This window comes from Tolypothrix tenuis PCC 7101, from assembly GCF_963874875.1.
Lineage (GTDB): Bacteria > Cyanobacteriota > Cyanobacteriia > Cyanobacteriales > Nostocaceae > Aulosira > Aulosira tenue.
Genome location: NZ_CAWNJS010000001.1, coordinates 1,533,102 through 1,556,655, shown reverse-complemented (window position 1 = coordinate 1,556,655; position 23,554 = coordinate 1,533,102). Strand labels below are relative to the sequence as shown.

The following is a 23,554-nucleotide window of genomic DNA, read 5'->3' as shown; positions in this document are numbered from 1 at the left end:
TAAGCTCCAAAGTTTATTTTATACAAGGAAGGTACTGCTTGGATAACAGCGAAATTATCATATTTGATTTCCTGATTGTTGGTTTAGTAGAGTTTTTCCATCTAGATACTCAATATCAAATCCCTAAATACCCGTACCCTGATTTTTTACAGCGTGCCTGCAATACTGGCATTAAAGATGACAGGTATTCCTTATCCACGTACTTTAGAAGGTCTTTTTAGTCTTTTAGAAAAACCCTTGCAAACATGGTATCCCTTATCAATACCGAAAGAGTTTGACTCAGAATATGGCTTCATATACGATAAAGCCCTAAGTGAAGAAGCAAGTCAGTATTTCTACGAACAGTTGATAAAACGAGGACAACTGCCTGAGTTTGCTTCTGTGAAAATACAGCAAATTGCGCTGGAGAACTTCCTGTTTCAGAGGTTGTTGGAGAGACTGCAAGAAGCCAATGAAACGGATGCTGAACGCGCTGTGCAAGAATATGTTTTGCTGCGGCGATTCTTAATTGAGAATCCTTATACTACTTTAGAGACCCTACGCAAGACGTTTTCTAAGACACGTTACATATCTATTAATGATGTTGGCGAACTTTACGAAGACTGTAAAGAAAATGAATCTTATTGGTGCTGCGATCGCAACCCTTTTTCAGTGCGAATTTCAGATTTAGAATCAGATGCAGAGTTCCTTGATGTCCGTGAAAAGTTATTAGCACGCCGATATGGTTGGCATGAAACCCAAAAAGGACACTGGGTAAGCCGCTTTCGTAAAATCAACTTTCATAAAATTCAGGAAGACGGGACGGTGAGCGATCGCAATACAGAACCACTAGATTTGGATGGTTTTGTACATATTGCAGGACAGGTTGCTTCTGGGAAGTCTACCCTGTCAACTTTGCTTGCTGTTGATGTATTACGAAATCATAGCGATCGCCGCATCACCTTAGTTGTCAGTGACGTACAATCAGCAATTCGGTTAGCAAATCAAATTAATTGGTGGTTCTGTGACGATCCCGAAAACGATGAGCCTGTTGCAGTACCTTTATTAGGACGCACTCTGAAAAGCTTCTATGCCTCAAAAGACTTTCAGGAACACTGGCAACGCGGACAACCACATTGGGGCGATCGCTTTTTGGGAACGGCTTGTGCTTTGCAAGGACTACTACAAGCTAGCGATATCTTCGACCGTTTGCATGGTAAGCCACTCATACCTGGAACAGAGCCATGTCACTCTTTGAAAGAAGCACCAGAAAGCGAAAGCAAGCGTAAAAAACAAAACAATTACCCTAGTGTCTCTCACTTGTGTCCGTTTTTTGCCGCTTGCCCATCACAACAGGTCTATCGTGATATGCCAAATGCCCGTGTTTGGATTACAACTCCAGGTGCAATGGCAATGGCTGGTTTACCGCGTCATCTAGAATTACGTCCGATCAAAATAGGGGAACTCGTTTATCTACATTCCGATATTGTTGTGTTTGATGAAGTAGACACAGTTATTAAGTGGTTTGATGACGTATATGCTGAAGAAGTTTTACTGACCAATGGTGGTGTTTTTGATGACATTGGGGTACAAACTGAAGATTACATGAGATTCAACCGTGTCACCCCACCATTGATGCAGCGATGGACAACCGCAGAACGTCATGTACAAAGTGTAGTTACAGCAACTTTAACCCTATTAGATAAGCATTTAGGTCACGAGTTTTTACGTAAATGGATAGAACGTGGCTACTTTACACCTAATTCTCTCCTGTATAAATTTTCCCGTCGCCTAGCTGGACTTGAAGAGTTAGATCATCCTGATGTTACTGAGCAAGAAATTAAAGCTAATAATCGACGTGTACAGCAGATAATGCGATATTTTGACGCATTACTTGATGATGACCCTTTACTTGGGCAACCTCGACCAAATTCTAAAGTTCAGAGACTAGCACTGTTGATTCAACAGATTAATAGTATTGGCGAAAGTGCTACCGACGATAATATTTATCGTGCTTGCAAAGCCTGGATAGTTGATTTTTTCCCCAAAACAGGAGGAAGAATCAGATCCGGTAGATACCCTCGAAACCCTAGCTTATCGTTTACAGTTTGCCTTGACCATCACCCTTTTAGATCGGCACACGCGCATTGTTTTTTATGAATGGCATCATCGACCACCCACTTTAGATGACGAGCCACCACATCGTCGGATGCCGACAGCAATGTTAAATATTTTACCCTTACCGCCAACAGGACGGCAGTTTGGTACTTACTATTCCCGCAAGGATGACAATCACAACCAATCTGAGAATAGCAGCGAAAATGCTTTATCTATATTTGCCTATACCAACATTGGTCGTTACTATGTTTTGAACTTTCATCGCTTGCTGACAGACTTGGATGGTCAACGCGGCCCTAACGTCTTGGCACTATCAGGAACATCTTATCTACAAGATTCTACACAGTTTCATGTTGGCAATCCCCAAGGTATTTTAATGCCCGAGGTGAGTGCAACAGAAGCGATCGCTCAAAGTCGCTTCAAGTTTCTACCCCAATCGAACCACAAAGATGAACCTATCCGTATTTCTGGGACACCAGAACGCCAAAAGATGGGAATGTTTAAAGAGATGGCACAAGCATTAGTTGGTAACAACGGTAGTGGCGATTTAGGACAGGAACTTGAGGAATTGAAACAGCTTGGCCAGAGCAATCCAGATTTTTGGCAGGATAGGGAACGCATACTATTACTCGTCAACTCCTACGATCAGGCGCGATGGGTAGCAGAGGAAATTCGTCAATGTTGGTGGGGTATGCGCGAGCAAGTCTACCATTTGCAGCGCGATCGCACAGAAACTTTGAATGAGGATGACATCAACTATCTCTCAAGGATGGAAGTTGGTGCGCTCAACCGTGCTGATATCGAAACTTTCGCACTGACTGGCGGTAAAATCCTGGCTGCACCGATAAGTGCTATAGGGCGCGGATTCAACATTTTGAATGCTAATGGTAAAGCGGCTTTCGGTGCGGTTTACTTTCTCACCCGTCCCTATCCTCATCCCCATGATACTCAAGCGATCGCTCAAGAAATTAACCGTCGTGCTTTGGATTGGGTAGAAGATGCGAATTTCATAGCTTGGGAAAAAGACGGAATTTTAGGTCGTGCGGAAGCTGTGCGCCAATTAGCTGCACGTTACTGGCGATCGGTAGAACATCGTTCTTACTACAAAACACTGTATAAAAATGAAGAATTACGCGCCTTTCCCCGTCAAGATTTAGCCGCGACTACGGCTGGCGTAATCGTTCAAGCTGTAGGTCGTCTTTTGCGCGGAGGTGTTCCCTTTCACGCTTACTTTGTTGATGCTGCTTGGGGGCCAAACTATGCCAAAGAACAACAGCCCGATACACCACGTACTAGCTTGCTAGCCGCAATCATTGATTTGCTTTGTGATTATGTTGAAGAAGATGCGATAAGTAAAGCTTTATACCAATCAATAGCAGATGCTTTGGTTGATATTGATGGCTTCAACTGGGAAATAGATGCAAGAGATAGATAAAGAGTATGACGAGCAAAATTACACCAGAAAATATTCTGTTACCTGCACGGATGAGTTTGGTAAAAAATGCCTTTGCCAACCTAGAGATTGCTGTGTTGTCATTTCCTTTTGTCCAGATAGTAAGAGACTTTTGCCACGATATCAAACCAACCCTGTATCGTGGTAAAAACAGGGAGGTTACACCACCATATCGACAGTTAAATAATGCTTTGCTTGCTTGTGCATCTACGCTGACATATGGCTTTGAGTATGTTGGTTCTGACGAGGAAACCAAGCTTCCTTTATATCAAGCATTAGCTGTAGGAACACCTGAGAACCCATTGAAAACTCCCACACCACAGCAGATACATGAATTAGTGAGAATTTGGGCGCAGGAGTGGACGAAACAGTATGGTTCAAAAAATGAAGTGAATAGCGTGTGCGATCGCTTTCTCGAAAGAATGGCTATCATACCACCTGATTGGGACTGGCAAAGGATTAAACCGGAAACACTTGTGCGTGATATCAACGCAGAGAGAGGATTGGGATTTCAAGCCATTCCCAGTCTTTTAGCAACCATGTTGCATGGTCAAAAGTGCATCATTAACTCTAAAAAAAGACAACATGAAATTCAATGGCGCAAAGTACAGGGAGGCGGTTCGGGTAGAGTAGGACTTTACTTAATTAGTAAGCCGTTTAAGGCGAATTATACAGATGATTATGGTAAGGAAAAAGAAGGTTATTTTGCTTACCGTCTAGACTTTAATGTTGAAACACAAGCAGGAAGATTCAATGATAATGGCAATCTAGAACCGTGGATTTTCTTATATTTGAGTTGTCAAAGATACCCCCATAAACCACTTTTAGAAGCTAACTATGGACGTGATATCTCTGTTCTCATGGGTATGAATAAGGCACGTTTATCTGATTATGAGGTGGATTCAACTTTAGTACGTCTTGTTATTGAGAACAATGGCAAAGAAGAAGAAAATTTGTGGAGATTACAACTACCAGAATTACTTGCTGCATTTAAAGCACGCGCTTTAGAACAGCCAGAAAATATTCTGAATAATCCCGCAGTATTTGGTAATTTAGATAACTCAAATAACTGGGGTGACAGGGACGAATATTATATAGTTCATGCTGAAGGATATAAGTACGAGCATGATAAATCTAAACGAGGACACAGTATAAAAACTGGCTTTAGTTTTTTGGAACGGGGCGATATTATTGCACGGGTATTAGAACTACTCAACGGCGTTTTAATCCCAGATAATCCTATGCAATCTGATATTCCAGCACCATCTGGGATAAAAGCACCACTAGCAATGCGGGATTATGAATTTATTTCTAGACCTCGCAAAAAACGCCAACCTTATCAACAAATTGCTACTGATGCTATTTACCGAGCATTGCAGGGTAAAGCAATGCACATTTTTCTGATTTATCGAGAACAAGACACTTGTGAAGTAGTTTACCAGCAATTACGTGATGTATTTCTTCTCAATGAAAATGAAGATTTTCCACAAGATATAACAGTTTCAAAAATTTTGATTGATGATGCGACGCTTTTGCAGCCACTTAATACAGGTGGATTTTTGCCTAAAGATCGTAAGAAATTCGATGATCAAATACGTAAGCAGCATCAAGCAAAGCGAGAAGCATGGCGAATTTTTCTCCAAAAAAACGCTATTCCACAGATAAATTTTGAGACTAATCCCCACTGTTTAGCGATTATCGAAATTAGCCGCATCAAAACAAAGGGAGTTCTTCCGCAACAAAATATCAAAGGAGCTATTCGTGAAGCTTGTGTCAGAGAGGGAATTAGCTCCCAAATGATACAGACAGTTACAGCAAAATCAAGTGACACAGAAGACGATGAAGACAAATCGCCAGCCTACAGCAAAGCCACAAAAGGAAGAGTGATGAATGCTGTACTGGATGGGACATTACGTCAAATTGGGGTACTATACGGACTACCTTCTCAACTCTATGAACAAGCAAATATACCCAAAGAAATTGCCCAAGAACTAGATGTAATTGCCTTTTGTCGTCGCAAAACTAACCAATATCAAGGTGATATTCACTATGTGCTTGCGGTTCGTTTGCGTGCAACGGGTGCGGTAGATGTAATGCTTCCTGATAGTGATGATTGGATTCCTTACTCACAGGCGGGGATCACTGTCGGAAAGATTTTTGCTGAAGCACGCCGCGATCGCCAAGAAAATACAAAACGCATTCAAAGTAAAATCAAGTTGAGCGGTACAGAATTAGTACAGTTTGTTGCGCGGGTAGTAACCAAACATTTAGACAGGCCAAGCATTGTTTTAGTTGAAGCCGAAGGGTGGCGTAACGAACGTGGTGAAGATAATGATGGCTCAGTCTGGTTGCAGTTGAAAAATGAGTACCTGCTGGCAAAACGCAACGTTCTAGACTTTCGCCATGTTCCTGGTCATAATTGCGAGTACAGCCGTGAGAGTAACCAACTAGAGAACTTGCTAGCAGTAATTCGGATTCGCACTGATAAAGAAACACCACAGTACATCACCAATCGACAGGTTTGGAACCAAGATTGTCCAGCACGAGATTTTCAACATTTGAGCGGTTTTTACGATAAATCAGTACCAGAACTACTGCATTACTTTTCTGTGGGAAAACTCCCAAAAACACAGAAGGCGCAAGATGAAAAGCCAATACCCGAACTTTATAAACTCGGTTATCAAGAGGATAAATTCGGTGCTAACTTTCCATTCAAACATCAACAGCTAGTGGAAATTGTACCGTTCTTTGTACGCCCAGATTTTCAACCAGAAGAAGCTTTAAAAGCACTATGTCGTGTTCCTCACTATTTAAGATACTCACCTGCTTGGTCTATGGGAAATATCATTTCGCCATACCCAATGCACTTAGGTCAGGAAGTCATAGAGGATCACTTATGCATACTTGGTGTAAATTTGCAAATTTAATCTGAGATATTATAGCTCATCTGTATCAAAATCTGAGCGATCGCAGCAAAATGTATAGTGCGGTTTGCTGCTTGATCCATTAAACTCTCTGTAAAGCTAACATTGACTGCCAAATTGTGTGTAAGACGCAATATTAGCACCAGCTGAGTTTATTTCACAGCAATTACGGACACTTGGACGGCAATAGTAGGATGCGTTAGCGCCAGGTTAACACATCTCCATACTTCGGATTGGTTTGTTCTTTTTCTCTTTTATGCAACAAAGCCTACTGCTTTTGGTTTTCTTCCTGATTATACTTTCCTCGTAGTAACAAAAGCGTCTGAGGGAAGCGATCGCATTCCCAATGGATGTAAAGAAACATTTCTGTTTCTTAGAAGAGAGATAAGGTTTAAATTTTTATATCTATCTCAATCAATTACTACCAAACGTCCTAGATTTTTCTTTATATTCAGTAGATAGAAATATATCTATTATTGGCGTACTCCTGGATGCAAACGGAAGACAATATTAAGTAATGTACAGCCTATCTGTGCTTAAACGTTGATTTGCACTCATAGATAGCGGATTGTACATTAATTTTGCGGTGCAAGTTCTGCTGTCAGAAAAAATTAATTTCCTGAGTCTTCCTAATTGCTTATTTTTCAACCAACTATTCGTCAAGAAATAGTGGAATCACTGGGTCATTTCTAGGCAAGACAAATTATGAAAATTAGCAGACGAGAGGCGATTAAACTCAGTTTAGCGGGCGGTGGTGTGCTACTATCACCTTTTGGATTTCCCAGTATTGCTGCTGCACAATTGAGTCCGCAAATCCCTCGGTTTCAGTTACCTTTTCGAGTACCGCCTGTACTCAAACCTCAACGTAGTGATGACACCACAGATTACTATGAAATCACCATTCAGAAATCTGCAATTGAGATTTTACCAGGTTTAAAAACAGAGATTTGGGGCTATAACGGCATCAGTCCCGGCCCAACAATTAGACAACGAGGCGGTAAGCGTAGTGAAGGGGGAAGATTCTCGAAAGTTAGGTTTATTAATCAGCTAGATAAAGATGCTCAAGGACGGCCAATCAATCATGTCATCCATTTACATGGCATGGCATCTCTGCCGCAATATGATGGCTATGCTATTGATTATATTCCGCCACAATATTTCAAAGATTATATCTATCCTAACGATCGCGCTGCTACTCTTTGGTACCACGACCACACTCTTGATTTAACTTCACGCAATGTATATATGGGTTTAGCCGGAATGTACATTGTGGAAGATGACTATGAATTGAATTTGCCTTTACCCAAAGGTGAGTATGATGTGCCGCTAATTATTCAAGATAAACGATTAGCTAGCGATGGCAGTTTAATCTTTAATGACAACAATCAAAGAAGCCTATATGGAGATGTGATTCTGGTTAACGGAGTACCTTGGCCGCAAATGCAAGTGGCTAATCGTAAGTACCGCTTCCGAATTTTAAACGCTTCAGCCTCTCGAAATTACCGACTGGTGTTGAGCCAAAAACCAGAAGCCCAAACCAGTGGTGAAAGATTAATTGTGATTGGTAGCGATGGCGGTTTACTAGCATCACCAGTAGAGTTGGTTGCGCCATTGCAAGGTCTACAAATTGGCATGGCAGAACGTTATGATGTCGTCATTGATTTTTCTAAATATCCCATTGGTTCCCAACTGTACTTACGCAATGTTGCCTCTGGTACAGTCGATAATGATGTCCGCACACATACAATTATGCGTTTTGACGTTGTGCGCCAAGAACCGGATGATAGTATTATTCCCAATCAATTACGCCCTGTAGATTCACTCACAGATAAGCCAATTGCTAGAACTCGCAACTTCCGTTTTGAACGCAACAATGGACAGTGGAAGATAAATAACCTGACTTGGGACTCTAAGCGCGTAGATGCTAATCCACAACCAGGGGATGTAGAGATTTGGGAATTGGTCAACCCTGGTAGTGGCTGGATACATCCTGTGCATATACATCTGGTGGACTTGCAGCTACTCGACCGCAACGGCTTACCACCTCGTCCTTACGAGCGAGGCTGGAAAGATGTGTTCTTAGTGGGTGAATTCGAGACTGTAAGAGTGATTGCTCAATTTCGCAGTCGGGATAACAGAGACATCAAAGGTAAATTTATGATGCATTGTCATAATCTTGTTCACGAAGACCATGCCATGATGACTCAGTTTGAAATTGGTCAAGGTGGCCCCGACCCGGTGACAACAGCACCTGCGCTACCAATTTCGCAACTGACGACGCTTTAGTCTGAGTAATTCGCTAAATAAGCTAGGGTAAAGGGAAAAGATTTTTAACTGCTTCACCTTTTCCCCGCCCAAATCAAGAAATTTTTGCTTGATGGACTATTAGTTACCAGCGCCGTAATTTTCCTCATTATATTTTTCGATCGCATCTATATCGTAAGGATTAGCAGTTTGGGGACGGATGGTCTTGATAGCTGATTGTGTTTGTGCTGCTGTATTCTGATTTTCTGTTTCGTTTTCTTGAGGTTGTTGATTTTTTGTCGCTTCATCATTAGCCTTTGGTAATTCTGGTGATGGTGTTACCTCAGGTTTAGAAGCGTTTAAAGCCGTTTCAGCAAGCCATGTGTTTCCTTCAATCCAAGGAGTTGCAAAGGTAGTTTCAGCAATTAGTAACACTGAAGCAATCAATAGTATCAGTGTGAAGAACACAGTTTTCCACATAAAACTTTTCCATGTTGATGAGCGAGGTTTTAATTTCACTCTAAACTAACTGCCAATTAAATCACTCAGTAGAAATAAATCAACATAAGTTTGCTATAGTTCTGTGAACTAAACGTAAAGTAAGAGGTAGTGGCTTGAAAGTAGGCAGTGATGATTTAAGATTGCGATCGCGCTTAACATAAGCAGCCAATATCCAAGGAAACCTTAATAATTCACCTTGGGATAATTTGTGTTCTAGATTACAAATATATCGCTCACCTAATAAGCTTATTTTATATAAGACTTTTAGTTAATTTTTAAGAATATTTTTCCCTATTCTCTAGCCATGCAAGTAATTTCAGCAATTATAGGGGATGCCTATATCTTAAGTTATATGCCAATTGGTAATTAAATTAGTTGATACTTCTAAATTTTTCACCTATTAAGTATGAAGATTTTTCTGTAATTCAGTCGCCAGCAGGAGGAAAAATAATTCTATAATTTTTAGGCTAATGCATAGATATTTTCAGCCACATTGGAATAACCTATGCCTCTCTACAGACTTGAAGATTTTGAACCCGACTACAAAGAAATATTTGGTGGTGAAGACGTTAAAGTCTTGGATCTCTACACTGAAAGTGGAGATAGAATTGGTGCTGTTGATGATGCTTTAGTTGACCAAGATGGACGTTTTCGCTATTTAGTTATTAATACACGTTTAGATGCTGTTGATAAAAAGATATTACTACCAATAGGGCTGTCTCGGATTAATTACGATCAAAAACGTGTTTATGTTGATGGATTAAGTAAAGAACAGGTAGCAAGATTACCTGAATATAGAGATAACTTAGTCGTCGATCCCGACTATGAAGAGAATGTCCGCAGTACTTATCGTTCGCCAAATAGCCAATTCACTTACGACCGAGAAACATATAATTACCAAGAGCCTGATTTATACGATTTGAATGAGCGAGATCATCAAACTTTCAAACTTTATGAAGAAAGATTGATTGCTAATAAAAATCGGGTTAAGGCTGGAGAAGTTACAGTTGGTAAGCGCATTGAAACTGAAACTGCACAAGTTTCCGTACCTATTCAAAAAGAGCGCGTTGTAATTGAAAGAGTTACTCCTACAGTCGAAGATGCTGTAGTGGATGCTAGAGAATCCCACTTCCAAGAAGGAGAAGTAGCACGCATAGAAGTTTACGAAGAAACCCCTGAGATTCGGAAAGAAACTTTTGTGCGTGAAGAAGTTCGAGTCAGAAAAGTGGTTGATAGCGACACAGTTGAAGCAGAAGAGACAATTCGTCGTGAAGAGTTAGATATTGATACTTCTGGTAATTTGAATGTGAATGAAACTGCTCCTGGTAGAGATAACTTAATTTAGTCACATTCAAGATTTCAAGATATCAAATCCAGTTTTATTTTCACAAGAGAACGACATATTATCCATTATATGCAGTCCTCTAATTAGAACAAACTGACGTAAAAGCTCACAATTCCACTAGAAAATCTGGATGGGTGTTATTAACCCATCTATTTTTTTATGATAAGGATGATATACATCAATATATTCTAGAGGGCAAGGCAATGCCCATTGGTGTCAACTTAAGCTAAAAGCTATATAGGGCGGGCGTTGTAAAAAAACCCTCGCCCTCATCCCCTAACCCCTTCTCCCTCAGGGAGAAGGGGAATTGAATCTCTTGCTCCCCTCTCCCTGAGGGAGAGGGGCTGGGGGTGAGGGCGAAACCTTGAACTAAGCGGGTTTCACGTTAAGTTGACACGTATGGGCAATGCCTTGCTCCTACAATTTGTCACATTTTTTCAAATTGCTATGAATCTTATAGTACAGGCATTTTGAATGCTACTGGGCTACCTAGATGAGATGAAATAATATGTATTAACTAATTTTTTAAGAATAAACATTGTAATTAAAATTAATAAATTTGAAATACTGATTGAGGGATTTTAAATATTTAATTTATATGAGTCAATCGAGGATTAAGGATTATATAAATTACAAAAAATATACTACTTGAGATAAAAAAATATTGAATTACTTCAGTCGTTGGTCAGATGGCAAAAAATATATAATTTTTTACTTTAGTTATTAACGCATGAAAGAGAATAATTTGAGGTAAATATAAAATGGCTCTTTACAAACTAGAAGATTTTGATCCCAATTACCGCGATACTTTTCAAGGTGATGATATTAAGGGACTTGGTGTCTATGCAGAAGGCACTGATGACAAGATTGGTAGCGTGAGCGATGTTTTAGTAGACGATGAAGGACATTTCCGTTATTTAGTCGTTGATTTGGGTTTCTGGATTTTTGGTAAAAAAGTATTGTTACCCATTGGACGTGCGCGCATCGACTATAACGTTGATCGAGTTTATGCTATTGGCATGACCAGACAGCAAGCAGATGATTTACCTGAGTTTAATGAACGCTCAGGCGTTGATTATGACTATGAAGAACGGGTGCGTGGTGTATATCGTCGTCCCGGTGACTTAGCATCAAACCGAGCTGTAGAAAGCACATCGACTTTAGAATCAGCAACACCTGTAGATGCTGCTGCACCTCTAGATAGAAATTATCAACCAGCAGTTACACCAACCCCAGCTTACAACCGCGATAGTTACCGTTACGAAAACGAGCCTTCTTTGTTTGGAATTAACGAGGCGGATAATCAGACTCTGAGATTATATGAAGAACGGCTAATTGCTAATAAGAAACGCCAAAAAGCTGGAGAAGTAGCAATTGGTAAGCGCGTCGAAACTGACACTGCAAGAGTAGCGATTCCTCTAGAAAGAGAACGCGTAGTAATTGAGCGTGTTACACCAACCGATGCGGGTACTGCTGTGACTCCTGGAGAAGCTAACTTCCGTGAAGGTGAAGTTGCTCGTGTAGAACTTTATGAAGAAACTCCTGACATTCGTAAAGAAGCAGTAGTTCGTGAAGAAGTCAGAGTCAAAAAAGTTGTTGAGCAAGAAACATCAGAAGCTCAAGCAACTGTACGTCGTGAAGAATTAGATATAGATACCACTGGTGGTCTACCAATTGAAGAACGCTAATTTGCTTAGTTATTAGTTAATAGCTAATAACTAATTAAATAAAGTGCAGGTGAAGTTAGCCGATAGCTTTGCCTGTACTTCTACTCAATTATTTAGCTCAAAATAGCAGTTTGCTGGTCACATAGCAGTTAAATAAAATTTGCCTTATGAATAGCCAAACTTTGTCACGCAATAATGGGCAAGTAAGTCCAGCCATTAATCAACGTATTAGCAACTTGCTGGATAATTTGGGAAGCAAAGTTAGGAATTTTGCGGTTATAGATAGGCAAGGGCAACTGCTTGGTGTCGTTAAAGATTTAGTTTTAGATGCTCAAAATCGACTAAATTTAGTTATATCTAAACAGATAAATCAAAATAATATAGAATCTGGTTCTCAACGAGTCGCTGAGAAGCATAAGTCATTTCTACTCAGGAGCCAGAGAATTAAAAAAATTGATAATCCTACTAAATCAATCCTCATAGATTTAGAAAAATCAGAGATAGAAAATATGTCAGATAATTTAGGAAAAAATAAACCCAGCGAGCAAATAGTATCTAATGGCTCAACTGGGGAAATGGCTTATAGCCCAACTGTAAATGGCAGCTTAGATACTGCTAAATCTTCAGAAATTAGCGAAGAAAGAACTATTAAATTACTAGAAGAACGCTTGGTAATTAATAGTGAAAAGCGGAAAGTTGGAGATATAATTGTCCGTAAAGAAATTGAAACCAGGATGGTGCAAGTTCCTGTGCGGCGTGAAAAGCTAATTGTGGAACAAGTTAGTCCAGAACATAAACAATTAGCTGAAATTGATTTAGGACAAGAAGAAATTTCTGGGATGGGATTGAATGCAGGGGAGATACCACAAGTTGCAAGTTTGGCAGATGGTTTAACAGTGAGTGGCTTGTTTACCTCTCCGAAAATTGCTAGCCTACTGTTAAATGCGATCGCACTTGAAAAGCAGCAAGGTTGTAAGCAGGTACAAGTTTCAATTGTTGTGGAAGATGAAGAACACCGCCAAAAATATCAAGAGTGGTTTGACCGTTGTTCTTTAGGTCAAGTATCAAAGCCAGAATTATAAACTTTGCGCGAGACAATTAACTTTAAACCCCAAAGCCTAAACCTCAAAACCTCAAAGTTTTGAGGTTTCAAATTGTTATTAGGTAAATAGACCAAGGTGTAGGGATACAGGTCTATAGAAATTTGATGTAAAAACATCTCTGTTTTAGTATGCGTTACGCTATCGCTAACGCATCCTACGTAAACTCTTGACTTTTGACCACCTGTACGCGAAATATAGAATTTAAATTTGTATGTAACAGAAGATTGCAGATGTTCTCTACAACAAGTACGGTGCAAAGTTATAAACACCTCTGTAATACTGTACTGCATGAAATTGTCATCCGTGGTATGCGGTATGTTCCACTTAGATCGGGCGTTGATGAAAACATCAAAAAGCATTCACAGTTTGATGTATGTGTATTTACTTAAATAAATAGTCCAATAGATTACACAAAAATTATAGATTTATCCTGTTGAGGCAGCCAAGATTCGCGTAAAACACTGAAATATCAGAGATACCAGTCTCAGGGATAGTAAAATCAGTGTGGTATTTAAAGTCTTGCTATAGGGCAAAGTTGTTTAATTTGAGCAAAAACCTGCTTTAAAGAGATTGTAAATTGTCTAATTGGAGTCCGTGAACCTGCTTTACAGACCTAGACGAAGTCAATCACAATAAGACTTAACCGAAGTAAAATTTGCCTGAGTGCATTCAGGTAATACTGTCATCAAATTAAGTAATGAGTATAGGAGAGATAAAGCGATGAGGGATTCTTATCTGTTGGCAGCAAGTTTGTTAACAGGATTGGCAATACCAGCATCGGCTCTTCCCCAGATGTCGATTATCCTGCCAGAAAATTCTCAATTACAGTGGGAATTAAATCAAAATTCACAGCTAACAGTAGGCGAAAAAGCCATCCCTAGTTTTGACATCTCCCTATCGGACTTTACTAGTCAGGCTTTGCAGTTTTTAAATACGCAGCCAGCATTAGCAAAAAAAACTATCCCTAGTGGTAATTTCTCTTTACCAGATTTGACTAACCAGGAGTTAGCAACGCCATTACAATCATCACTTAATCCTATTTCTGTGGGTACAAACCGCATTTTGGCATCAGGTAGCCAACTGTATTATCAAAGACTCGCAGCTCTAAAATCAGGTCAAGTTTCTAAAGCTGTAGATGATGATACCTTGCGATCGCTCTCGGAGTCAGCTAAGAAACCACAGTTAAGTTACGAAGACTGGAAACGTTTATTAGCTTTAGAAGCCAAAGCCGTTGCTCAAAGTCAAGGCGGAAATCATCTAGGGATTATGGTAGGCGATTCTTTGAGTATGTGGTTTCCTGAGGAAAAACTGCCATCCACTAAATTGTGGCTCAATCAAGGTATATCTGGAGATACTTCTGGTGGTGTGTTAAAAAGATTAGGAGCATTTTCCCAAACGCGACCAGATGTAATATATGTGATGGCTGGGATTAATGATTTACGCAAAGGTCTAAGTGATGATGTAATTTTGCGTAATCATCGCCAAATTATGCGCCGCTTAAAGCAGAATCATCCAAAAGCGCAAATTATTGTGCAATCGATTTTACCTACTCGCTTGTCAACAATTTCTAACCAACGGATTCGTAATCTCAATAATCAACTGGCATTAATGGCTAAACAAGAAAAAGTTAGTTATGCAAATATGTATAGGTGGTTTACAGACTTTGAAGGTAATTTGCGCCTAGAGTTAACCACTGATGGTTTACATCTATCCCCTGATGGCTATGAAGTGTGGCAGGCAGCCCTAGAGCAGATAGAATTAAGGCTAAGTCAGCGCGATAATTAAGCTATCGCAATTTAGATTATGAATATCACTAATAGCGATGCGATCGCCATACGTTATGTTATTGAACGTCAATTAGAAGCTTTCCAAAGGGATGATACTTTAGGCGCTTTTGCCTTTGCTAGTCCAGGAATTCAAACCCAATTCCGCACCGCAGAAAACTTTATGCAAATGGTGCGGGTAAGTTATCCGGCTGTTTATCGTCCTCGTTCTGTATTATTTCAAAATATAATAAATATTCACGGCAAAATTACTCAACCAGTACTGCTACTTGGCCCGGATGGAGTACCTGTTAAGGCATTATATGTAATGGAAAGGCAGCCTGATATTACATGGAAAATTAACGGATGTGTTTTATTACCTGTGGAGGCTGAATTTAATTAGTTGCAACAGACGCGATTAATCGCGTCTGTACAAGAGTAAATAGTTAAATTTATCGCTTTAATAATAGCTGGGGAATAATATCATCTTGCTTGCTGCTGGCAAAGTTAGCAAAGTGTTGTGCTAAAGGTGGTACTAAAACTAAGGGATTGCTAAAGCCAGAAAAAATATGTATGCTCTCATATTCTGGAACCGCACCAATTAAAGGTAAGCTATTGCTACTAAAAGCCACCAAACATTTGTGCCAAGTACCAGGTAAATTTGCTAATGCTGGTAAAACTTTGCCAATACTGTTTCGCAGCCAATTTTCACTTTCCTGGGGATTTACCTCAGCATCGGGATTTGTGAGGACGCGGCTAATTTGTCCTAAGCGCAAACTACCATCTTGAAACTGAATCGCACCTGCATCTAGGATTGGTGGTACTGGCTCATTCCCTGCTTGATTCCATAATTCATCAACTTGAGTAGATTTGGCTTCTAGTTGAAATCTTTGCATATTTGCTGGCATCACTAAGGTATTTAACCGCTGTTCAACAGGTGGAGTTTGAATCACTTCTGCGTGGGTAAAATACACTTTGACGGGAATTCCAGCAGATTTAAGTAACTGGCGACTGATTCCACCAGCACAAATCACAACATTAGCACTATTGAAAGTCGCAGTATTTGTTTTAACGCCGTTAGGTAATATCTGTAATACTTGTTCTATCTTGAGTTCACCGCCAATCCCGAGAAAAGCTTGGATGTAAGCTTGTGTAGTTTTTTCTGCGTTAATATGACCGTGTTTTACTGTTAAAGCACCTGAGATTGCATCTTGATTTAGCAGTGGTTCTAGTTCACAAGCTTCAGTAACAGTGAGTAGCTGAGGTGGAACGCGAACATTATTGTAGGATGCGGCTGTAATTTCTGGATTAATATCGGCTGGAATAGTTAGTAATAAATCTAATTCGCGAAATTCAATATCAGCGTCTAATTCTTGCGATAGGATTTGATAACGTGCGATCGCTTCTTCGCAGAGTAGGCGAGTTAACGGTGTAGTTCCTGACCAATAAGCTAACCCACCATAACTATAGCGGGTGGCGTTGTCTGGTGTTGGCGATTGTTCTAACAAGAGAACCGAAAAGCCAACTTTTGCTAGTTCGTAGGAAAGTGTCGCACCTGTAATTCCTGCGCCAACAACAATCCAGTCGTAAGTCTTCATTCTGCTCACCAGCACGTACCTGTCCAAGTTTAGGCTTTTTTGGTAACGGTGGATAGTAGAGCGATCGCCTACTCAATGGATTATATAACCTGATCATCTCTTAGACTAGAATTAACTGGCTCAACAATAAAGCCTGTATTACATACCAATATAAATATAAATCTCAAGGAAAAATGTCTGAATATTTAGCTGGAAATAAGCCAACTACAGAGCAATTAAAGAAATGGATTGAGTTTTTTCATACTAATGGCTTTCTGGTAATTGACAATGTGTTAACACCTTACCAATGTGAGCTTTTAAGAAATGATTTAGATGCTGCTCTCCAGCAGACTGAAGGTAAAAATTATCATAAATCCAAAAAGATTATGAAGCGAATGTTTGAACATTCTCAGAATAATCTGAATCTTTTTGCTTTGGAACCAGTTGTGACATTTGCAGAACATTTAATTGGTGAAGCAAATGGCATAGGATACTCAATACATGATGGGATTCCCAATGCTAATGTCATTCATGTGATTCACAATAACTCATTTAAAATTCCTTCGGAAACTGACGGGTTGGCGAAAAATGCTTGGCATCAAGACGATACACCGCACATAATTTCGCTGGATGGTAAACCTTTAACTAATATTCGTTTAAATGTTCTGGCATTTACTGTGAATTATTACCTCACAGATGTATTATCTGAAGCAAATGGGCCTACTCAGGTGATTCCTGGATCTCATCTATTTGGTAAGTTCTGCAATGGTGATATTTCTGGATATGAAAACCAAATTTATAGCTGCTTGGGTGCTATGGGTTCTGCCGTTTGCTTTAACAATCAGGTATGGCATAGAGGCTCTAGAAACTCTTCTTCTATGACTCGCTACATTACACAAATTACCTACGCTAAGAGACTGGTTGGTCACAAGTATGCACCATTTATGAATTATCAAATGCCGAGTCACTGCTATGAAGAAGCAGACGAAAGATTAAAACAACTTTTAGGATTTATCCCCAATGGAGCTTACGGTTAATTTAATGAATATGAGGATATTTTTGAAATAAGAACTTATCTATAATCGGTCTAAATATATGAGGACTTACGCATCAAAAATATTTGAGGAATTAGGACAACGTTAATGATTAACGCCGCCAATCATACATTAGTCTGCCATGACGATCGCGCACAAGTTCCCATTGCCCATAACGATATGCTTGTCCGCGATAACGTGTAGAACGATAACCTCGTCTATGATAATTTTTGCGATTCCGGTGGCGCTGATAATATTGTCCACCATGTCGCTGTCTATGGTAACGTCTTTGAGTGCGTCGGTGAGCTAACAAAAGCTCTTCACTTTGCTCTCCTAATAATGTTGTTTGTGTGTCAATACTCTGTTCATTGAACACATGATTGAGGGTAGTATCCTTAGCTTCAGCCAGAGTAGGCGGATAGATGAAAGCTAATAGCAGGACAACCATTGAGGACAGCTTTTGGAAACGGTTCACGTTTTTGCTTTTCCTAGTTTATTGGTAGTCATTTTATTTAATACTTAAGTTGAGTAAATATATAGTTCAGAATTTACCAATTTGATTAATGCAAACGTGATGAAAGTAACGAAATGACGGTGTGTGCGTTACGGCTGAAGCTTAACACATAATCCATCGTGAAGGCTTTTGACTGTCAACAGTTCACAGCCCTTATTAGTATTTATGCAATTTGGACGCGCATTAGCTTAAGCAATAAAATCATCTGTAAAAATAAAAAGCCTCAGCTTAATAGCTGAGGTAATTAAAAGTAGTCCCTTCTTGGATGAGAAATAGCTGTACCGAAGTAAAAAATCTTAGCTAACGCCTAAAGCAACTAGAAATAGAGTTGTAACTAATAAAGTACCAATTGCAGCTTGAAACTTGTAACGATTTTGCAACTCTTGGTTGGGATACTCCGCGTAGTAAAGTTCGGGTTCGGTTGCGTAATTGTTAAGAATGCCGTTTTCGTTAATGGTGGTATACATAGTTTTTTCTTTGGGTTGTTACTTTATGTAAAGTAATTTAACTAATATTGTTACGATTGGTCAATACACGTTGACAACAAAGATTAAATAGTATCTATAAACTGAGCTTATTAGGCAGGTAATACAACTGAACTGCTGTGTCAGTGCGATCGCATTCCTTAATCTAGGATTCTACTGATAATTAAAAATTAATTGCGAACAATTATCACAATACAAACTTATTACCGCACCAAGATAAAAGAGAAAATCGTTTAGTTTGTCTTTTACCGATGTATCTCCCGCCACTGAGTAAAAAAAACATCATTAAACCCTCATGAAAACCATGATAAAAAATCGGCAGATGCATGATAAGTTTTAAATCCAACGTCCTCGCTTAGAGCCTCGCACTATGCATCTGCACTATTTACACCCCCAACACCTTGAGGAATTAGTCAAGAGCAGTGGCATAAATTTACACATTGCGAAGCTGAATTTTTTGTCCCTTCAGGGGATCAACGCCTATGAGTACCTGTTGATTTCTGAGTTGCTTCCCCGCACCAATACCGGGATGGTAAAAAACGCCTGGTTGCAGCGTTACGCCCATATCACCGAAGGCGGCTGGTGGTGTTCGGGACTCGATCCGGTAAATCATTGGCAAATGATGGAATGGGGATGCTTTAAGCCAAATCAGCCGCGAATCAATCAAAATGGTAAGGCTATCAAGTACGAACACCCCCCCAGTACGCCAACACGGGTGTTTTGTCTGCGCGTGACACTAGATGTTTGGCAGCAAGTTGCCCAGCGTTACAATATCTCTCTACCCAACAATATTAGTATTGCTGCCAGTGGCGAAGCTGTAGGCTTTTGGCAATGGGTGATGGAACAGAACATTCCCCTGATTATTTGCGAAGGCGCGAAGAAAGCCGCCACACTCTTAAGTCAAGGATACGCTGCGATCGCAATTCCGGGAATCACTAGCGGCTATCGCGTTGTTAAAGATGATTTTGGAAAAGTCACTCGTCGTCAGCTAATTCCTGACTTAGGAATTTTTGCTCTCAAAAAACGTACCTTTTATATTTGCTTTGATTTTGAAACTAAACCCAAAACTATCGCCGCAGTTAATAACGCCATTTCTCAACTAGGCTTTTTATTTCAAGAAAAAAACTGCCCTGTAAAAGTTATTGAATTACCAGGGTTGGAAAAAGGCGTTGATGAGTTTATTGTTGCTAAAGGTGCGGGTAGTTTTGAAAAGGTTTATCGCCAAAGCGTTGATTTAGAAGTTTATCTAGCTTTAACTAAACCCCATACCGAGTTAACTATTCCGGCTGCAATTACAGTTAATTCTCCTTATTTAGGTGAAATTCCTTTTCCTACCTCTGGGTTAGTAGGTGTGAAATCAGCTAAAGGAACAGGTAAAACTACAGGCTTAAAAGCTGTCGTTCATCAAGCCAAAAATAGAAATCAACCTATTTTATTAATTACCCATAGAATCCAACTGGGAAAATTTTTATGTGAAAAAATCGGCATTAACTGGGGCATTAATTACGGAGAACGCCAAGAAAATATTTACCAATGCCCCATGCCCCATGCCCCATGCCCCATGCCCAAATCCTTTGGATTGTGTGTTGATTCTATTTGGAAGCTAAACCCAGATGATTGGCAAGGAGCAATCGTAATTTTAGATGAAGTAGAGCAGTCTTTATGGCATCTACTCAACAGTAATACTTGTAAACAAAAGCGCGTCAGAATATTAAAGATATTCCAACAACTAATTGCTACAGTTTTAAGCACTGGCGGATTAATCATTGCTCAAGATGCAGATTTATCTGATGTATCTTTAGAATATTTACAAGGTTTAGCAGGTAATAAATTAACGCCTTGGATAGTTTTAAATCAATGGCAACCAGAGCGCGGCTGGGATGTGACTTTTTATGATTCTCCGAACCCAACACCGTTAATTCATCAGTTGGAATTAGATTTAATTGCTGGGCGGAAATGTTACGTCACTACTGATAGTCGTACTGGGCGTTACAGTTGCGAAACTATTGAGCGTTATTTAAAAGAACGGTTAGAGAAGTTACGCCGCCAATTTCCTCAAACCTTAGTTGTTAGCAGCCAAACTACAAATACACCCGGACATCCAGCAGTTGATTTTGTAGCAGCAATTAATGACAAGATTCCTGAATATGAGACGGTATTTGTTACTCCTAGTATTGGCACAGGAATTAGCATTGATGTGCAACATTTTGATAGAGTATATGGCATATTTCAAGGCGTAATTCCAGATTCAGAAGCTCGCCAAGCATTAGCAAGAGTGCGGGATAATGTGCCGCGTGTGGTTTGGTGTGCCAAGCGGGGTATTGGCTTAATTGGTAGTGGTAGTACAAATTATCGTTTGCTTTCCTATTGGTATCAAGAAAATCAAAAAGATAATTTAGCTTTGCTCAGTCCTCTACATAAAATTGATGTTGATTTACCCTTAGTGTATGACCCAATTCATTTACGAACCTGGGCGAAGTTGTCTGCTAGGGTAAATGCTTCCATTCGCCTTTATCGTCAATCTTTACAAGAAGGATTAACGGCGGATGGGCATCAAGTTTGGACAAGAAGCAACGCTGTACACAATAATATTATCCGCGATTTACGCCTAGCATTCTTGGCAACAGATCCGCAAGACTTCACTAATCGCAAGCGGTTGATTTTAGAAATTGTCAAAGTCCAAAAGGAATGGACAGAAAAACGGCAAAAGTCTAAAGAAATCAAACGGAAAATTCGCGATATAAAACAGCAAAATCAATTATTAGCAGCAACGGCTGTAGCTAATGCTAGGGATATTGATTATGTTGAGCATGAGAATTTGCTGGCTAAACATTCCCTCACGCAAGATGAACGGAACGCCGTTGAGAAATATATTCTCAGGCAAAGATACGGTATAGAAGTTACGCCGAATCTAAAGTTGCAAGATGATAGAGGCTATTACGGACAACTGTTAACTCACTATTATCTAACCCACGAAAGCGAGTATTTCCATATTCGCGATCGCCAGGAATGGCACCAACAATTATCATGGGGTGATGGGCAGGTTTTTCTCCCAGATTTAAAGACTTATACGCTGAAGGTTGAGGCCATGAGAGCCTTGGGAATGGTAGATTTTCTAGAAGTAGGGAGAGAATTTACAGAAGATGAGCCAGATTTAATTTTATTGAAGAATTTGGCTGTGCAAAATAGTAAACATATTAAAAGAGTACTGGGTATTAATTTGGGAAGCGCGCCGGAAAGTTTTTCAGGAATTAAAATCCTCAGTCGCTTGTTAAGTTTCCTGGGGTTAAGGTTGAGGCGAGGAGATAAAGGTTATCAAGTTGACGCAGAAACCCTTGCAGATGGTAGACAGAAAGTATTTGCAATTTGGCAACAACGCGATGAATTAATGTTGACTCATTTGCGAAATATGAGGGATGAGGCGGTTAATTCGATATCGGAATGGCAGATGGTAGGGGGATTAGGGATTGGGTAATGGGTAATGGGTAAGGGACTTCTAGAAAATAAATTATCCAAATTGACCATGAATGGGTAGGGTGAGGACAAAGGTAGTTCCGCGTCCAAGCTGGGAGTAGACATCGATATGGCCCTGGTGTTTCTCCACCACAATTTGGTGAGCGATCGCTAGTCCTAACCCTGTTCCTTTACCAATCCCTTTGGTTGTAAAGGAATGGTCGAAAATGCGACTTCTGATATCTTCACTCATGCCAATGCCGCTATCTGCAATATGAATTTCTACCATCTGTTGATCTTTCAATGAAGTGGTGATGGTAATACAATTAGGATTTTCTCTATTCTCCTCTATGCCAAGTTGTTGATTGGCTTCTTCCAACGCATCAATAGCATTGGCGAAAAGATTCATAAATACCTGATTAATCTGTCCAGGGTAACATTCTACTAGGGGCAATACTCCGTACTGCTTAATAACTTGGATTGCTGGTCGTTTCCCTAATGCCTTGAGTCGATGCTGCAAAATTAGCAACGTGCTGTCAAGCCCTTGATGCAAATCAAAGGGTATTTTGGATGTATTGTCGATCCGCGAAAAGGTGCGTAGGGCAAGGGATATCTCCTTGATGCGATCGGTGCTGAGGTGCATTGAACCTAACAAATTTGGTAAGTCTTCTGCCACAAACTCTAGATCTAAATCTTCTAGGGACTGCTGAAGTAAAGCGGAGGGCTGCTTGACCTCAGATTGATAGAGTGCTAATGCTTGTAGCAAAGTGCTGATATGTTCTTTAGCCTCGGGAATGTTGTTGACCAGACAGCTGATGGGATTGTTCATTTCATGGGCCACGCCTGCGACTAATTCCCCCAGTGTCGAAAGCTTTTCTTGCTGCACTAGGCGTATCTGCGCTTGCTGAAGGGATGCGGTTCGCTCTGCAACTTGCTCTTCCAGGGTCTCGGTCAGATGTTGCAATTTCTGCGTCAGCTTGTGCATACGCCAATGTACCATAACCCGCGCCAAGACTTCCTGTTGCTCAAAGGGTTTGGTAATGTAGTCTACTGCTCCTAGGGATAGCCCTTTCAGCTTGTTACTGATGTCGGAGAGTGCAGTCATAAAAATCACGGGAATATCGCGAGTTTTAGGATTATCTTTGAGGCGGGTACAGGTTTCAAAACCATCCATGACAGGCATCTGCACATCTAACAAGATTAAGATAGGTAAGGCGCGCTCTACCTGCTCAATTGCACTCTTCCCATCTTCTGCTAGCCGCACTTGAAAGCCTGCTTCTTTTAACACTTGCCGCAAGAGCGATAGGTTAGTGGGATTGTCATCCACAACCAAAACGAATTCACGACTTTGATTGTTGGTCATCGGATGGTCTGTTGTCATTGCTGTCCTCCAT

The 23,554-nt window shown here is 40.2% G+C and carries 16 protein-coding genes; 11 read left to right on the top strand and 5 right to left on the bottom strand.

All coding sequences use genetic code 11. The features are described 5' to 3' along the window. Nucleotides 1–177 precede the first annotated feature (177 nt). The 4 genes from AACU25_RS06320 (at nt 178) to AACU25_RS06305 (ending at nt 8,760) form a co-directional block, all read left to right on the top strand. On the top strand, nt 178–2,139 hold the full coding sequence (locus AACU25_RS06320) for a hypothetical protein (RefSeq protein WP_096574401.1): 1,962 nt from the start codon (nt 178–180) through the stop codon (nt 2,137–2,139). After that, nucleotides 2,093–3,532 (top strand): hypothetical protein, encoded by a 1,440-nt coding sequence (locus tag AACU25_RS06315; RefSeq protein WP_190445870.1) that lies wholly within the window; start codon nt 2,093–2,095, stop codon nt 3,530–3,532. Before AACU25_RS06320 ends, AACU25_RS06315 begins: the two co-directional genes overlap by 47 nt. A 5-nt stretch (nt 3,533–3,537) precedes the next feature. Then, nucleotides 3,538–6,477 carry an RNaseH domain-containing protein gene (locus AACU25_RS06310; protein WP_321206794.1) on the top strand — a complete coding sequence of 980 codons (2,940 nt, stop codon included), beginning with the start codon at nt 3,538–3,540 and terminating at the stop codon, nt 6,475–6,477. Between the two features lie 702 nt (nt 6,478–7,179). Then, a complete protein-coding gene (locus AACU25_RS06305; protein WP_096574399.1) occupies nt 7,180–8,760 on the top strand; it encodes a multicopper oxidase family protein in 1,581 nt (526 codons plus the stop codon). A 99-nt stretch (nt 8,761–8,859) separates the two neighbouring features. Here AACU25_RS06305 and AACU25_RS06300 read toward each other — a convergent pair whose 3' ends face one another. Then, nucleotides 8,860–9,198, bottom strand: coding sequence for a hypothetical protein (locus tag AACU25_RS06300; protein ID WP_096574398.1), 339 nt, complete (start codon nt 9,196–9,198; stop codon nt 8,860–8,862). Nucleotides 9,199–9,724: 526 nt separating this feature from the next. Here AACU25_RS06300 and AACU25_RS06295 point away from each other — a divergent pair. The 5 genes from AACU25_RS06295 (at nt 9,725) to AACU25_RS06275 (ending at nt 15,500) form a co-directional block, all read left to right on the top strand. Then, a complete protein-coding gene (locus AACU25_RS06295) occupies nt 9,725–10,564 on the top strand; it encodes a DUF2382 domain-containing protein (RefSeq protein ID WP_096574397.1) in 840 nt (279 codons plus the stop codon). A 761-nt stretch (nt 10,565–11,325) separates the two neighbouring features. Further along, complete coding sequence (locus AACU25_RS06290) at nt 11,326–12,252, top strand: DUF2382 domain-containing protein (RefSeq protein WP_096574396.1); 927 nt, start codon at nt 11,326–11,328, stop codon at nt 12,250–12,252. 146 nt (nt 12,253–12,398) lie between these two features. Continuing rightward, nucleotides 12,399–13,313, top strand: coding sequence for a YsnF/AvaK domain-containing protein (locus tag AACU25_RS06285; RefSeq protein WP_096574395.1), 915 nt, complete (start codon nt 12,399–12,401; stop codon nt 13,311–13,313). Between the two features lie 741 nt (nt 13,314–14,054). Further along, complete coding sequence (locus tag AACU25_RS06280) at nt 14,055–15,119, top strand: SGNH/GDSL hydrolase family protein (protein ID WP_096574393.1); 1,065 nt, start codon at nt 14,055–14,057, stop codon at nt 15,117–15,119. Nucleotides 15,120–15,137: 18 nt separating this feature from the next. After that, nucleotides 15,138–15,500 carry a DUF4864 domain-containing protein gene (locus AACU25_RS06275; protein WP_096574392.1) on the top strand — a complete coding sequence of 121 codons (363 nt, stop codon included), beginning with the start codon at nt 15,138–15,140 and terminating at the stop codon, nt 15,498–15,500. A gap of 49 nt (nt 15,501–15,549) precedes the next feature. On the opposite strand, the gene AACU25_RS06270 is transcribed toward AACU25_RS06275, so the two are convergent. Further along, complete coding sequence (locus AACU25_RS06270; protein WP_096574391.1) at nt 15,550–16,695, bottom strand: NAD(P)/FAD-dependent oxidoreductase; 1,146 nt, start codon at nt 16,693–16,695, stop codon at nt 15,550–15,552. A gap of 173 nt (nt 16,696–16,868) precedes the next feature. Between AACU25_RS06270 and AACU25_RS06265 the strand changes: the two genes are divergently transcribed. Then, the gene (locus tag AACU25_RS06265) at nt 16,869–17,711 is read left to right on the top strand and encodes a phytanoyl-CoA dioxygenase family protein (RefSeq protein ID WP_096574390.1); all 843 of its coding nucleotides are present in this window, start codon (nt 16,869–16,871) and stop codon (nt 17,709–17,711) included. Nucleotides 17,712–17,820: 109 nt separating this feature from the next. Here the strand turns inward: AACU25_RS06265 and AACU25_RS06260 are convergent, their stop codons facing one another. Together AACU25_RS06260 and psb34 are read right to left on the bottom strand one after the other, a co-directional pair. After that, nucleotides 17,821–18,183: a hypothetical protein gene (locus AACU25_RS06260; RefSeq protein ID WP_190446022.1), complete on the bottom strand. Its 363-nt coding sequence runs from the start codon at nt 18,181–18,183 to the stop codon at nt 17,821–17,823. Between the two features lie 335 nt (nt 18,184–18,518). Beyond that, nucleotides 18,519–18,689, bottom strand: coding sequence for a photosystem II assembly protein Psb34 (gene psb34 / locus AACU25_RS06255; protein ID WP_045869854.1), 171 nt, complete (start codon nt 18,687–18,689; stop codon nt 18,519–18,521). A gap of 388 nt (nt 18,690–19,077) precedes the next feature. Between psb34 and AACU25_RS06250 the strand changes: the two genes are divergently transcribed. Then, entirely contained in the window at nt 19,078–22,182 is a 3,105-nt protein-coding gene (locus AACU25_RS06250) for a plasmid replication protein, CyRepA1 family (protein ID WP_096574388.1), read from the top strand. Between the two features lie 33 nt (nt 22,183–22,215). Here AACU25_RS06250 and AACU25_RS06245 read toward each other — a convergent pair whose 3' ends face one another. Further along, on the bottom strand, nt 22,216–23,523 hold the full coding sequence (locus AACU25_RS06245) for a response regulator (protein WP_096583537.1): 1,308 nt from the start codon (nt 23,521–23,523) through the stop codon (nt 22,216–22,218). Between the last annotated feature and the right edge of the window lie 31 nt (nt 23,524–23,554).